Consider the following 14,831-nt stretch of genomic DNA (forward strand, 5'->3'; position numbering starts at 1 on the left):
GCTCCGGCAGCGACCGCCGGAACCCCGCTGCCCGCGCCCATGCCCGGCATGATCGTCAAGTATGAGAAGAAGGTCGGCGATACAGTCAGCGCCGGTGAGACCGTGGTGGTTCTGGAAGCCATGAAGATGGAAAACGCCCTGCCCGCACCGGCCGGCGGCACCATCACGGCCATCAACTACGGCTCCGGGGACTCCGTGGCCAAGGGTGATGTGCTCTGCGTTATCGGTTAGTAGTCGTCCATTTTCCTATCTGTTTATTGATTCAACCCCATTATTGGGAGCACAGCCCGACAACCACAGGGGCTGTGCTCCCCCCCTCGCTCTCAGCATTACACGTCGATGTTGACCATCGGGCTCAGGTTGCGTCCTGCCGCTTGCCTGACCCCACTAACACAAAGGAGATCGGTATCATGAAAGTCCATGAATACCAGGCAAAAGAACTGTTCCGTAAAAACGGCGTCGCCGTACCGGAAGGTGCCGTCGCCTTTACCGTCGAAGAAGCCAAGGCGGTGGCCGCCAAGCTGGGCACCTACCCGGTGGTGGTCAAGGCCCAGATTCACGCCGGCGGCCGCGGGCTGGGCGGTGGCGTGAAGGTGGCCAAGTCCCCGGAAGAATTCGACACCTATGCCAACACGATCCTGGGCATGAACCTGGTCACCAAACAGACCGGCCCCGGCGGCAAATTGGTGAAAAAGCTGCTCATCGAGCAGGGCCTGAATATCGCCAAGGAACTGTATCTGAGCATTCTGCCGGATCGCGCGACCGCCAAGATGATCATCATGGCCTCCGAAGCCGGCGGCATGGACATCGAGGATGTGGCCGCCAAAACGCCGGAGAAGATCATCAAGGTCTACGTGGATCCCAACGTGGGGATCCAGGCCTATCACCTGCGGGCCGCGGCATTCGGACTGAACATGCCCAGTGCCTGCATGAAATCGTTTACGGTCCTGCTAAAAAACCTGTACAACCTAGCCGTCAACTATGACTGCTCACTGGTGGAAATCAATCCTTTGATCATCACGGCCGAAAACGATGTCATCGCCTTGGACGGCAAAATGGATTTTGATGACAACGCCCTCTACCGCCATCCGGATGTCAAGGAATACCGCGACTTGGACGAAGAGGATCCCACCGAGGTGGAGGCGGGCTCCTTTGGGCTGAACTACATCCATCTGGGCGAGGGCGGCAACGTGGGCAACATGGTCAACGGCGCCGGTCTGGCCATGGCCACCATGGACTGTATCAAATACGCCGGCGGCAAGCCGGTCAACTTCCTCGACGTGGGCGGTGGTGCCAGCGCCGAGCAGATTGAAAACGGTTTTCGAATCCTGCAAAGCGATGAAAACGTGAAGGCGATCCTGATCAATATCTTCGGCGGAATCCTGCGCTGCGACCGCCTGGCCAACGGTGTCGTCCAAGCCGCCCAAAAGGTGGGCATGCGCGTGCCGGTGATCATCCGCATGGAAGGCACCAACCTGAAAGAGGGGCGCAAGATCCTGGCCGACTCGGGCCTGGAATTGATCAATGCCAAGGATCTGAAGGATGCCGCCGAGAAACTCAAGGCCGCCATCCAGTAACTCTCACAACAAGGTTTCGTAAAAAGCCCGAGATCAAGGCTTGCGAATCCTTGAGGAGGGAGGCGTACTCGACGTACGCCGCAGTGACGAAGGATGAGCGTAACGCCGATCTCGGGCGTTTTACGAAACCGCCAAATCAGCGAGGATTGAACCGTGAGTATACTAGTCAATAAAGATACCAAACTGTTGGTCCAGGGAATTACCGGGAAGGAAGGTCAGTTCCATGCCCGTGCATGCGTTGAGTACGGTACCCAGGTCGTGGCCGGTGTGACGCCCGGCAAGGGCGGCCAAAAGATGGACGAGATTCCCGTTTTCGATACGGTGGCGGGCGCCGTACAGACAACCGGCGCGACCGCCAGCATGATTTTCGTGCCCCCGCCCTTTGCCGCCGACGCCATCATGGAGGCCACCGATGCCGGCGTACCCCTGATCGTCTGCATTACCGAGGGAATCCCGGTGATGGACATGATGCGGGTGAAGAATTACATCAAAGACAAACCCGTGCGCCTCATCGGTCCCAACTGCCCCGGCATCATCACTCCCGGGGAGTGTAAGATCGGCATCATGCCCGCACCGATTCACATGCCCGGAAAGATCGGCGTGGTCTCCCGCTCCGGAACCCTGACCTACGAAGCCGTCCACGCCCTGACCCTTGCCGGTCTGGGCCAGACCACCTGCATCGGCATCGGCGGCGACCCGGTCAACGGGACCAACTTCATCGACTGCCTGGAGCGTTTCCAGGCCGATGACGCCACCGAGGGTATCGTCATGATCGGCGAAATCGGCGGCGACGCGGAAGAAAAAGCGGCCGAATTCATCAAGGCCGAGGTCACCAAGCCGGTGGTGGGCTTCATCGCCGGCCTCACGGCCCCTCCGGGACGACGCATGGGCCATGCCGGCGCCATCATCAGCGGCAACAGCGGCACCGGGCAGAGCAAGGTAGCGGCCATGAAGGCCAACGGCATCAATGTGTGCGAAAACCTGGCCTACCTAAAAGATGTGTGTTCCGAAACATTCAAATAAGGGATTCCCAACCTGAATCCTTATTTGGCTACCGGGAGAACGGGCGGTCCGCTTGGATCGCCCGTTCTTGTCCGGTACGTATAGCAGCCAGGAATTATCGAGGGGCTGGCCTGAAGATCAAGGCACCATCCTGGCCGGGATTAATCGATACCGTGCCAGAATTAAATGTTCTCAGATTGTAGGTTGCGTGCACGCACAGTCTTTCAAAGAAATGTCGCCGGTTGCTCGGTCCTGTGTGAAAACTTTGGTTGGCAAATGCATTTTGCACGACAGCACCATGACCAATTTCACGACCACTCCTAAGCCCGTTTAGAAAAACGCTGTGTCACCTTATTAAGCTCTTTTAAGATAATTTCATCTCCCACCCGTTTCGTGGCGTGATGGTCAGGCGCAATATCGACAAGCATACAGTAGTGATACAAAGCACGGGCAATCTGATTGCATCGCGCAAAATATGTTCCAACAACGCTAAAAAATGATCGCACTTCGCTCACATGAAAGACCTCGACATTGGGACAGTGCTGCCAGATCTCGTATTTTTTTTCGAGCGTCTTTGGAACCTGCGTGTGTTCCTGATGGTTGAGATAATATTCAGCAAGGCCGATCTTTCCAAACAGATATTCAGGAAATCGCTCGCGTGCCTCCATCAATGTTGCAAAATATAGCTCTTCCTGCTGGCTATGCATATAGGAAAGACAAAGATAATTGGCAATAGCCGGAACCTTCGGATACTGCTTTTGTAATGCGAGGAGTTCAGGAATAACTCTCAAAGGCTCTTCCTGAACCTGACGACACAACTGGTAAAGATAGGCTTTGTCACGAGATGGCATCTTTGCCAAATTCGATTCTTCTATGGGGGCATTTGTAAATTGGATGGGGCGTGGAATTCCGCCTTTTGATCGTTTGAGCGCCTTGAACACAGCTTTTCGATTCACATCGACCAGGACCTCCTGTGAATTGATAGGGCTCCGTGCCATTATGGCTTGCATAACCTTGAAGCGATTATAGTATTGCATCGTTCGTGTTCAGGTGTTTGTCAATATCTCTTTTTTTGATCACAACAATAACCAAGTAATGTTACTCTGCAAGACGCTAATTGGAGCATGATTAAATTGTCGAAATATACCTTAACCATGGGATTGTCAATTATTGTGATATGTCGGAGATGGATTATCAACTTGAAATTTCGCTCCTGTAAAATACAGGCCACCTGGTAAAATTGAGATGTTGAAAAGCCTGTATTTCTATGTAGCTGGCAGAACTGTCAGCTTTTTGCGATAGACAGGCCGTATCTAAAAAGACGGTGTTCGGGGAATATGTATTGTAATCGCAATGCGCTTAGGAACCGATGACGCTTGGGATAGATTAGCATGGTCGGTTTTGGAAGCAATGTTGATCCAGATTAGAAATTATTAACTAATCAGCGTTCATGATTATGATCTATGAAAACCGATATCTCAGAACTAACACCTTCCAAAAAAATGGATATTTCATTTATAACATCAACGAATTGTCTGATATTTATATATGAAATTTCCTTTAATGGTTTATTGCCTCTTCTTCCTGCAGGGTACCGAAAGGAAGATGAATCAGGATCAAATTTTTTAAAATCAGAAACTAATTTTCCAATAAGATCAAATTCATTGGGCTCATCTGACAAGTTATAAATCCTCATAATTATGGATTTTACAGTATCCCATAAATGGTGAAGTCTATGATGTTTTGGGTAACTACCTTCATCACCCAAAAAATTACGACCTTCTTGAATGATCTCTTTTAATCTTAATTCAATATATTGACGATACAAGAAAATTATTGGATAAATAAGAATATCTTGAAAACATTGTGACTGTAAAACATACTTCGCCAGTATATCTGCAGCCTCTTTATAACCCATTGTGTATGCTTCAATTTGATCTGAAAACCGATTTAGTATGGCGTTATTAAATGCGTCATCTGCAGCACTGAAAAGTGATATATATTCTTTTTTATCCATTCTATTCAATAAAATCCAAGAGCCGTAGAAAAGTTAAAAATAAACCGGGTATTTTCACCCTTAGGTTCTTTTCCCATATGAGCAATTTGACGCTATCCATTCAACACAATTATTCAGCATAAATCAAGATAACTAAATGGATTTTTTGGACAATATGGAGAGTAGTGCAGATAGTATTGGATCATGATCTTCCATATATTTTATGAATTGAGGTGGTTGAAATCCAGGTACTAAATCACGAATTTTTTCAAGTTTTATTTCAGTATTTAGTTTTTGTATATTTTTCATTATAATAGCTGATATTTTACTGGATCCATTTACATATCTCAGATAGCTATTTTCGGATATACCCATCAATTTTCTATGTTTTTCCCAAATTATTTTAGGAGCATCGATTTCAACCTGTTTGACATATGCAATGGTTTGTATACTTGCCTTTGGCAATGTTGCGTAGATCCACAATTTTGAACCATTAACCAAATTAACCTTGCGGTTACGAATCTCGATGACTTTTTGGCCGTTAAGAAATCTATCAACATACTTCGGCTTTATCGAAATTAGCGCATCAGGCATAAATTTATTCTCCATTTTTAAAACCGATTTCAAATATTTTGAATAGTTGTTTTGAAGATAATTGCTCGGCTGTTATAAGATTGGCTCCAGAAATTAAATTTTTAGATTTTAGAATGTCAAACGAAATTTTATTTTGGAAGATACAATAATTATCAAAAGTAAATGCATGTATTAAATTATCCCGATTTGAAATTTCAATCAATTCATTACGAGAAAGAACTCCTTGTCTCTCAAGAAGTAAGGATGCTTTATCAACTTTTATCACTTCGGAGAATGTAATCCTTCCACTCCCGATCACTTCTTTCAGTCCTCCATCATAACCAGAAATATAAAATATAACAAGCTTACCTTTTTTGAATATTGATGAATTTCTGTAGCTTCTAAAATAAGCTTTTTCTATGTGCAATAGTGCTTCTGGAGAGAAAAATAGATCCAGTTGTGTATGTGATAAATTGAAAAGATTTTTTGCATACTTATTTCTTATAGGGACTATAATCGCATCTCTTCCAGGACATAAAACAACGCCTGGAGATACAAGTGTTTCAAAATCAAATAAACTTAAACAACTACTTCTACCAATCTTAGACTTAATTATAATTCCAGTATTATTGAATTCATCTATTTTCGGCATTCTATCTGGAATTATTAAATCTGTGAGTTCTTCAAATTTAACCTTGAAATTATACCAATTCTTTGGCGTTATCAATCCATTAAATACAAACTTTATTAATTCTTTAAGAGGCTTGTAATTATCATCACCGGATACAGAAAGAAATCCTCTTTTAAAAGCTGTTGCAGTTGTCTTTGGTTGATTTGGACCTGTATTGAGCGTAATTATTGTAGGAATAGATATAGCAGTATCCCTCAATGACGCTTCAATAACATGATCAATAATCATCTCTGATTTAACTGAATTTTCATCAACGAAAAGATGCAATTTCCTCTCACGACTAAGACTTTTATAACTATCCCATGATGCAAATGCTAAAAACTTATCCTCTATTTTAGCGACAATTCTGTGGCGAGGAGACGGTTCCATCCCTGGATGCAATATCTCAGATATATGTTCTCTTTTTACCTGTAGTGATGTTAGAAATTTTTCGACGTCTTCTCTCTGATTTTCTTTAAATGACCCTACTGTTATGATTTTATCTTTAAAATTAACGATCAAAGATTGGTTGTTCGATGTGCCATCAATTTTAGGTTGATTAAGGTCTGAAGGCGACAACACTTCAATTGAATATGATTCTTTAAGTTGATCACTAACTGTAAGGATTGCCTTTTCTCTGGTAATAAATCCATATGCCCCGTGATGGATACAGTAAGCTAAATGCGTTAGGTCTGAACGATTTTGCGAAAATGGGGCATCAGCATTTTCCCGTTCCGGGAAAACAATAACTTTTAGTTCTCCAATAGTTTTGTTTATTTCATTATCATTTATTGTTGGCAAAGTAGGTAGCTGCTTAGCAAACTCAATAATTGGATCTTGGCTTTTTTTTCTATTTCTTTCTAATTCTTCACAAAATTCAGGTGTAATATAAATTTTAATCTCGTTATTTAATCCAGCAGTAATAAGTCTATTTGCATTTATTTTATCAACCCTTCTTTTTACTACATCAAAAAAGACATTCAAATCAATTACATACGTTTGACTTTGATATATTGGGCGTTGCGATGTCCTTAACGATTTTAATCCGCTTTTATCGACACATGAATTGAATGACATGAGTTTAAATAAAGACGGGGTATCCAACTCTTTAATTCTAAGATTAATGTTCCTATTGGTTGTTTTTCCCCCTTTTAATTGCTTAATTAATGTGTAGCCAGATTTATGCCAGAATTTATTTGACACAAGATCAGCTGCAACCCGAGCATTAACTGATAGAAAGTTATTTTCCTCAGCATATGCTTCAAACTTTTCCAAAAGAGCTTTACCTATTTTCAGTTTGCGATATTTTTTTACTATAAAAATCTGAAAAATTTTTAAAGTAGGAAATTTCCCTCCAAACATCAAATACCCTAAACATTCATTTTTCTCTTTATCAACTACAACCCACAATCGACCGTTGTTTGCTTGATCTAAAAAAGCCGATTGAGGTAGAAATCCGAAAGATTTTCGGTTTGCATCAGCAAATTTTTGAACCGAAATAATAAAGGGAACAACCTGTGAAGGTTTTGTTAATATGCTGAAATCCATCATTTTCCCCATATTCTGATGCCGATTATACAAAGGGTGTGACAGATACGGTCAAAACCGTTGAAAAAAACCTTATTAGCTTCAAGTTTTTCAGCAACCCGAGAAAAAAACACTGTCTGGTTCTATCTACCAACCTCAATTTATATTTTCTCAAAATAAGTTCTTGCTGTGTTAAGATATCAAGGAACATCAAATGGTTATCACCGACTTTTAAAAAAGTCAATGAAACTGGCTTATTATGAATAATTATAACCATAAAAAGCCTCCCAACCCACCGACCAGGAGGTATTCTCCTCTATCCCATAAACAAATCCAATATTGTCGATTATTGAAAATCGCCGTCAAGGAGGCATAAATAAAAATACATCAAAATCCCTTTTCCATATTATTCGTCCCTCTCTGCAGATAAAAAATCGTGTCTTCAATTTGTCTGACTGCAGATACTGGAGATAATCACACGGGTGGCTCGCGTTGTGCTATGTACATTGGCTTTTCAACGGCAGCCAGAAATTTGCATTTTTGTCTATCAACAAACTCCAGTCCGGGCATTCGCATTTCCCGGACAGCCACATATAGTATTCAAGATAATGTTTTTGGGCTGCGTTATCGGTCGTCACGGTTCGGCAATGACGTCCAACCATCCCGCTGATTTAATACTTTTTCAATTTCACTTCCGAATACTTGGATCGGGATTCGTCTTTTAGGCAATACTAACGCCATGGAAAGACGACCCGGAAGTTGCGGTTGAACAAAATGGAGCCGGATGATAACTGTCTTTTAAAAATGGGTCGCCCAGCATGGGTTGTTCAACGACCAAGGGAGCGCGCGGGCATGGCCCGCCGATTAAGAGTTCAACGCAGCGCCTGCGCCGCTTGTCACCGGCCCCGCCTGCCAACGCCATCGAGTACCGATCATGCACGAAATGGGCATCGCCATGGAGATCGTCGAGATCGCCAAGGCTTCCATCCCGGCGGATATGCACGGGGCCAAGATTCAGCGGGTCAACCTGCAGGTAGGCAAGCTTTCCGCCATCGTCGCGGACAGCCTGCGCTTCTGTTTCGACCTGGTAATCAAGGAGACTCCCCTGGAAGGCGCCGAACTGGTCATCGAAGAACTTCCCGTGGTGGCGCATTGCAAGGATTGCCAGCACCGCTGGACGGTTACCGAACCGGTATTTCTCTGCCCGGCCTGCCAGAGCGGCAGTCTCGACATCCTCTCCGGGCGGGAGCTGGAGATTAAATCCATTGAAATCGAAGACGAAGATTGACGATTTCGTAAAAAACCCGATATCTGCGTTACGCTTCGCCCCTCGTTACTGCGGAGTACGTCCATGTACGCCTCACGCCTCGGGGCTCGCAAGCCTTGATCTCGGGCTTTCTACGAAATCATCTAACATGCAACTGTTTACGCGCACACAAAGGTAGATTATGTGGTTTTTCGCCAATCGCCTCACCAAGCGGAATCATCGCGGCCATCACGACCCCCACGACCATCACCACCATGATCATGGTCATGCGGTGGAAACCCGCCGGTCCGGCACCCGGGAAATCCAGGTGGTCCGACGGGTCCTGGACGCCAATGACGCCATGGCCGCGCGCCTGCGTGCCGCCTTTGCCGAGAAAGGCGTTTTCGTGCTCAACATGATGAGTTCGCCGGGTTCGGGCAAGACCACCACCCTGCAAAAAACCCTGGCCCGCATCATGCCAAGGCTGCGTTGCGCCGTGATCGTGGGTGACATCTGCACCACGGTTGATGCCGACCGACTGGCCCAGTCCGGTGCGCCGGTCGTGCAGATCAACACCGACGAATTCGGCGGCGATTGCCACCTGGCGGCCCATGTGGTCGAACGCGCCGTGGCCGGCCTGGATCTTGACGGCATCGACCTGCTCATCGTGGAGAACATCGGCAACCTGGTCTGCCCGGCCGAGTTCGACATCGGCGAGGACAAGCGCGTGGTGGTCCTGTCGGTCACCGAAGGCGAGGACAAACCGGCCAAATACCCCCTGATGTTCCGGGAATGCGACGCCACCCTGCTCAACAAGATCGACCTTTTGCCCTATCTCGATTTCGACATGGACCTGGCGCGGACAAGCATCGCCAAGATCCATCCCGGCATGCCGGTCTTCGAAATATCGGCCAAAACCGAAGTGGGGTTCGATGACTGGATCGGATGGCTGGAAGCGCAGGTAAAAAAGAAATTGCAATGATTACCCTCATCGAAGCCAAAAACTATCGTTGTCTACATTACATCAGACAGAATCTTGAACCTTTCCAAGTGCTGGTTGGACCGAACGCTAGTGGTAAAACGACTTTCCTGGACGTCGTGTCCTTTCTTGGAGATTTGGTCTCGGAGGGACCGATATCTGCAATCGGTAAAAGAACAAAAAATTTTGAAGATCTGCTTTATTGGCGAAAAGGCGATGGATTTGAACTGGCCATTGAAGCGACAGTCCCGGAAAAAATACGGGAATTGCTGCGTGATCGGGATTTTAAAAAGATCCGCTATGAAATCGCCTTGCAATTCGATCAAAGCAGCCAGGAAATATCAATTCGTGCGGAAAAAGTGCTTTTAAAAAAGTTGGAGAGCAAACCGGCGGTTTGCCAACGGTCCCTTTTTCCATCCGCATTGGACCCACCTGAAACCATCATAACATCCTCAAGGCTCAAAGGCACATCGATCATTGTCAACAAAGTCTCAAATGGAAACGACAATTACTACTCCGAAGTTTATCGTGAAAAAGGGAAGGGTTGGGCGCCCTCTTTCAAACTCGGCCCTCAAAAATCAGCTTTGGCCAACCTTCCAGCGGACGAGGCCAATTTTCCAGCTACTTCGTGGCTGAAAAACTTGCTGTCAGAAAATGTCACCCAGCTCATGCTTAACAGCTTGCTAATTCGTCAGGCAAGCCCACCCGGACAAGGACGTAACTTCAAGGCCGACGGATCAAATCTGCCCTGGGTAATTGATCGTTTAATAAATACCGATCCGAATCGATTTACAAACTGGATATCCCATTTGCGCACCGCTTTGCCAGACCTTGAAACGATCCGAACCATCGAACGTGAAGATGATAGACATCGCTATTTGATACTTGACTATGCCGGCGGTCTCAAAGTGCCTTCGTGGATGGCTTCAGACGGCACCCTGCGACTGATGGCGCTCTCAATTCCGGCATATCTTCCCAACTTTTCGGGTATCTATCTTATCGAGGAGCCGGAAAATGGCATCCATCCACGAGCTGTCGATACGATGTTTCAATCTCTTTCATCGGTCTATGACGCCCAAATTCTCGTGGCCACACATTCTCCGGTTGTGCTTAGTCTAGTAGGAGCCAAAAATGTCTTGTGTTTCGCCAAAACAAAACAGGGAGCCGTCGACATTGTTAAAGGTGATGAACATCCAGCCTTGAGGGATTGGAAAGGGGAGGCTAATCTGGGCGTGCTGTTTGCCGGTGGGGTGCTGGGATGAATATATGCAAATATGAATCAGATTTGGCGATTCTCACAGCGGACAAAAACATGAAATTTGCTTTGGAGGGACTGCTCAGCCGACCAATAGCGCTGTCCATTCGTCCTATATCCGCAGCTTACTATATTCATCCAGAGAGTGACCCCGGATGCCTGCTGCATGCGGATGCATTTATGCGCCCTTTTGTAAGGCGATTTGCTCATGCTATCGTCATGTTCGATCGTGAAGGCTGTGGACAGGAGGCAAAGACCAGAACCGAGTTGGAGACGCAGGTAACAATTATGCTCTCGCGATCCGGCTGGGAGGAACGGGCCGCCGTCATCGTTATTGATCCGGAACTGGAAAACTGGATTTTCAGTGACTCTCCAGTAGTAGATACCGCCTTGGGGTGGAGAGGGAATGATCCATCCCTTCGAAGGTGGCTGGAAAATAAAAATTACCTTTTAGCGGATCAAATAAAACCATCCCGTCCGAAAGAAGCCATGGAAGAGGCGCTTCGATATATCCGCATGCCACGGTCTTCTTCCATTTATGGAGACATCGCCCGAAAGGTCAGTGTCGGGCGATGCACAGACGACGCTTTTCAGAAACTGAAGACGACGCTTCACGCATGGTTTCCGCACCTTGCTTGATTAATGAGAATCCACCGTCAGGTCAGCGGTAGTCGAATGACCATCGTCGTGCCCTGCCCCGTTTCGCTTTGACAGGTCATGCTGCCACGATGAGCCGTGACGATGGACTGCACGATGGCCATGCCCAGGCCGTTTCCCGCCTTGCCCTTGGTGGTAAAAAAAGGCTCGAAAATCCGTTCCCGGTGCTCGGCGGCGATGCCGCACCCATTGTCCGCAACGCTTATCTCAAGACTACCGCCATCGATTCTTCCGCTGACCCGCACCCTTCCATGGTCGTCTATGGCATCGAGGCTGTTTTTGATCAGGTTGTCGAACACCTGGTAGGCCAGTCGGGCATCCGCCTGAACGACCGGAACCTCCGGGGACCACGTCAGCGCCACCACCATATCCCGTTGTCGGATGGCCGGCTCGTGCATGGCCAGCACCTCCCGAATGACCAGGTCGAGGGCCACGGGTGCCGGATGGATCTCGGGCGGCTTGGCGAACTTGAGAAAATCCTGCAAGAAGGTCTTGATGCGGGCCGCTTCCGTCTCCATCCGGGCCAGGGCCTGTTCGGCTCGCGGCGAGAGGGTTTCCCCTTTAAGGGTGTTGGCCGACATACCCACATTGTTAAGCAGATTACCCACCTCGTGAGTGACTTTGCTGGCCGATATGCCGAGCACCGCAAGATTGCGGGCGTGGGCCAATGCCGAGGCCGTTTGGATTTCACGGTTGATGGTCGCCTTCAAAGAGGCGGTCATGGCATTGAAGGCGTGGCCCAGGTCTCCGATTTCATTGGTGGCGGTCACGTGTATCTGGTGATTCAGATCGCCTTCGCCGATGCGCCGAACCTGTCGGTGCATGGTCTCGATGGGGCGAGTCAGTTTTTTCACTTGGATCCATCCCAGCAAAACAGCCACGCAGCAGGCGAAGACGATGATGGTGACCGCCCAAACAAGGTTGGCATGCAGGTAGGCGTATATTTCCGGCATGGCCTGGCGCAAGACAATGACCCAGTCCTGCCCCGGCAGATGGGATCCCAAACAAAAATACCGTTTTCCATTGGATTGTTCGATCCATTTGACGGGAAATGGAGAGTTTTTGACGAATTGCAGCCTATCGGGTCCGTATGGGGGAATCCCGCGAACCACGCGATCGATTTCCCGATGGGCCAAATACCGGCCCGACGGATCGATAATGAAGACCTGTCCGGTATCGCCGATACGGATGTCCTCCAGAACATCCCAAACATGCTTCATGTTTAACCTGCCGTAGAGCACGGCCTCGATTCTTCCCATGCGTTGCACGGGAACGGCCATATGAACCTGGGGAAGATTGTCCTCCCCGACGTCCACCGCTGAAATGGCCGACTGGCCGGAAAATGCTTTTTTGATGACGCCGGCGGCCGATGCTTGATTCGCCAAAGGGACAGCTTCCGAATCCGGGAGACGCCGGCCATCGGCAAAAATCAGCAAGACACGGTCAAACTTCGTTTTACTGTATTGAAAGGCGGATAACACCATCTCCGCTCGCCAGTCACTGAACCGGACCGACCGGAGTATCCACGCCAGGCTTTCCATATCCGCAGCCGCGTTGTCCATGAACAGACCGATCTCCGAAGCGGAAGCCCGGATGATGTTGCGATAATCTTGATCGATGGTTTTCTGAAAATAGCGGGAGTTGGTCCACATCAGCACCGAACTGGTGACGGCGATGCCCAGGATCACCAAAGGCAGCACGAACAGCAGGAGCTGTTTGAATATCCTGGTTTTGCGGGGTGTTCGGTTCATGCGTCATTTGTATAGTATTTAAGATAATGTTTTTGGCAAGGCCAGAGGGAGGAAGCTGTATAAACCATACCGCGACGACCGATAACGCAGCCCAAAAACATTATCTTGAATGCTATAGCTCGGATTTCCGACGGAATGCAAGCCATCAGCGTCAAGCAAGGTCAGGAGGTGCGCCGGGATCGTTGCTTCCCGAACAGCATTGGAAAATGAACGGATCTATTTTTTGTGGCTACCCTCTTCCTTTTCTTGCGGCATGCAGGACAAACGGCAGGCGGCCAGCATTGTAACAACCGACAACACAGCACCCATGCCCAGCAACGGCCGCACACCGCCGGCCTGCACCACGAAGGCTCCCATAGATATGCCGGCCAGCAGGCTAGTCCCGCGCAGGGCGGTCAGGGCGGAGAGGATGCCGCCCCGGCGGGCTTCGTCGCAATCGCGCTGAACGCGGCTTATCAAGAACATGGCCAGCAACGTGAAAAGGCAACCCAGGCCGGCCATGACGAGGGCGAACAGGGTCAGCCAGGGAAAAGCGGTGAGAAGAATGAAGCCCGCCCCCACCATTGCTAAACAGGATACCAGAAAGGTGCGGTCGGCCATGCGCCGGTCCATGACCGGCAGGAGGAAGGTGGCCAGGCAGGCGCCAGCTTGGTAACCGGACATGACCGCCCCCCAGGCAACGATATCGCCTTGGAAAAACATGCGATTGTACACCGGCGCACCGAAATTCAATATTCCGCCGACGATACCGGAGGTGAGCATTAGAATCGAACAAGTGCCAATCTGCGGGTCTGTCAAAGGTTGCAGGTAGGCGCGGATCAACCGTCTCCACCACCTCCTTGGCCGTTGTTCGCCCCCCTTGCCGGCCGCCGCATCCACCTGCGGCAATCCTTTGGCCAGCCATGCGCTGCACCCGTACATGGCAATTCCGATAACCAGGGCGACGCTGGCGCCGGCATGGCGAATCAGCAGGCCGATCAGGAGGGGGCCGCCGATGCCGGCCGCCAGGGCCACCCGCTCGTTGACCGCATTGTATCCGATCAGCGTCTCGGGGGCGACGATGTGGGGCGTGATGCACAGCCGCGAAATCACGAACAGTAGCGAAGCGCTGGCGAACAGCAGATAGATGGGCCACACGGCCCACTCTCCCCGGGCATTCAGCAACCCGATCGACAGCAATAACCGGGCCAGGGTGCCACCCACGATTCCGCTGCGGGGACCGATGCGGTCCACCCACCGGCCGGCCAAGGGCCCCAGAAAGATGGCCGGGACCTGTTGGATCAGGCACAGCAAGAGCAGGTTGGCGTGGGATGCGGCAAGACCGAAAAATAGCTCGGCCAGCAGGGTCAGGTGAACGAATTGGCCGCCGAGGTCGGAAAACAGTTCGGTCAGGATCATACGCCGGGGCATTGGCATGGGTCGCTTCATGGTCTTCCTCATCGCGTCAACGGGTAAAAAGAGATAAACGGTGCTGTCTGAGACCAGTCTATGGGATCGGTAATTCAGGTAACAGGGAGGCAATCGGGCATTTATCGGGTAAAAAATGGTTGGTGAAAGGTCGTGCCGGCGTTTTTTTAACCAAGCTTGGGGGGCGTGTG

The 14,831-nt window shown here is 49.0% G+C and carries 13 protein-coding genes; 7 read left to right on the forward strand and 6 right to left on the reverse strand.

Translation table 11 applies throughout. The features are described 5' to 3' along the window. From JCM12296_RS09050 to sucD, 3 genes are all read left to right on the forward strand, one after another. Positions 1–231: acyl-CoA carboxylase biotin carboxyl carrier protein subunit (locus JCM12296_RS09050; protein ID WP_054691710.1), on the forward strand; the 231-nt coding region annotated here is incomplete at its 5' end. 179 nt (positions 232–410) lie between these two features. Further along, entirely contained in the window at positions 411–1,577 is a 1,167-nt protein-coding gene (gene sucC, locus JCM12296_RS09055; protein WP_054691712.1) for an ADP-forming succinate--CoA ligase subunit beta, read from the forward strand. A gap of 153 nt (positions 1,578–1,730) precedes the next feature. Beyond that, positions 1,731–2,600 (forward strand): succinate--CoA ligase subunit alpha, encoded by an 870-nt coding sequence (gene sucD, locus JCM12296_RS09060; RefSeq protein WP_054691714.1) that lies wholly within the window; start codon positions 1,731–1,733, stop codon positions 2,598–2,600. Positions 2,601–2,899: 299 nt separating this feature from the next. Here the strand turns inward: sucD and JCM12296_RS09065 are convergent, their stop codons facing one another. From JCM12296_RS09065 to JCM12296_RS09080, 4 genes are all read right to left on the reverse strand, one after another. After that, positions 2,900–3,535 (reverse strand): hypothetical protein, encoded by a 636-nt coding sequence (locus JCM12296_RS09065; RefSeq protein WP_157067493.1) that lies wholly within the window; start codon positions 3,533–3,535, stop codon positions 2,900–2,902. A gap of 485 nt (positions 3,536–4,020) precedes the next feature. Continuing rightward, the gene (locus tag JCM12296_RS09070) at positions 4,021–4,596 is read right to left on the reverse strand and encodes a hypothetical protein (RefSeq protein ID WP_054691719.1); all 576 of its coding nucleotides are present in this window, start codon (positions 4,594–4,596) and stop codon (positions 4,021–4,023) included. A 132-nt stretch (positions 4,597–4,728) separates the two neighbouring features. Continuing rightward, positions 4,729–5,169, reverse strand: a complete 441-nt coding sequence (locus JCM12296_RS09075) for an ASCH domain-containing protein (protein ID WP_054691722.1) — start codon at positions 5,167–5,169, stop codon at positions 4,729–4,731. Positions 5,170–5,173: 4 nt separating this feature from the next. Further along, a complete protein-coding gene (locus JCM12296_RS09080) occupies positions 5,174–7,369 on the reverse strand; it encodes a GNAT family N-acetyltransferase (protein ID WP_172683822.1) in 2,196 nt (731 codons plus the stop codon). A 910-nt stretch (positions 7,370–8,279) separates the two neighbouring features. Here JCM12296_RS09080 and hypA point away from each other — a divergent pair. The 4 genes from hypA to mads4 all read left to right on the forward strand — a co-directional run bounded on the left by hypA (position 8,280) and on the right by mads4 (position 11,464). Continuing rightward, on the forward strand, positions 8,280–8,633 hold the full coding sequence (hypA, locus tag JCM12296_RS09090) for a hydrogenase maturation nickel metallochaperone HypA (protein WP_054691728.1): 354 nt from the start codon (positions 8,280–8,282) through the stop codon (positions 8,631–8,633). A gap of 319 nt (positions 8,634–8,952) precedes the next feature. Then, the gene (gene hypB / locus JCM12296_RS09095) at positions 8,953–9,573 is read left to right on the forward strand and encodes a hydrogenase nickel incorporation protein HypB (RefSeq protein ID WP_054691795.1); all 621 of its coding nucleotides are present in this window, start codon (positions 8,953–8,955) and stop codon (positions 9,571–9,573) included. Then, positions 9,537–10,832 carry a methylation-associated defense system AAA family ATPase MAD3 gene (gene mads3 / locus JCM12296_RS09100; RefSeq protein ID WP_213183310.1) on the forward strand — a complete coding sequence of 432 codons (1,296 nt, stop codon included), beginning with the start codon at positions 9,537–9,539 and terminating at the stop codon, positions 10,830–10,832. The genes hypB and mads3 overlap by 37 nt, the downstream gene beginning before the upstream one ends. Further along, positions 10,829–11,464: a methylation-associated defense system protein MAD4 gene (gene mads4, locus JCM12296_RS09105; protein ID WP_054691732.1), complete on the forward strand. Its 636-nt coding sequence runs from the start codon at positions 10,829–10,831 to the stop codon at positions 11,462–11,464. Before mads3 ends, mads4 begins: the two co-directional genes overlap by 4 nt. 17 nt (positions 11,465–11,481) lie before the next feature. On the opposite strand, the gene JCM12296_RS09110 is transcribed toward mads4, so the two are convergent. Both JCM12296_RS09110 and JCM12296_RS09115 read right to left on the reverse strand, forming a co-directional pair. Next, complete coding sequence (locus JCM12296_RS09110; RefSeq protein ID WP_054691734.1) at positions 11,482–13,233, reverse strand: sensor histidine kinase; 1,752 nt, start codon at positions 13,231–13,233, stop codon at positions 11,482–11,484. Positions 13,234–13,449: 216 nt separating this feature from the next. After that, the gene (locus JCM12296_RS09115) at positions 13,450–14,661 is read right to left on the reverse strand and encodes an MFS transporter (RefSeq protein ID WP_172683823.1); all 1,212 of its coding nucleotides are present in this window, start codon (positions 14,659–14,661) and stop codon (positions 13,450–13,452) included. Between the last annotated feature and the right edge of the window lie 170 nt (positions 14,662–14,831).

The sequence above is a fragment of the Desulfosarcina cetonica JCM 12296 genome (genome assembly GCF_001311845.1).
GTDB lineage: Bacteria > Desulfobacterota > Desulfobacteria > Desulfobacterales > Desulfosarcinaceae > Desulfosarcina > Desulfosarcina cetonica.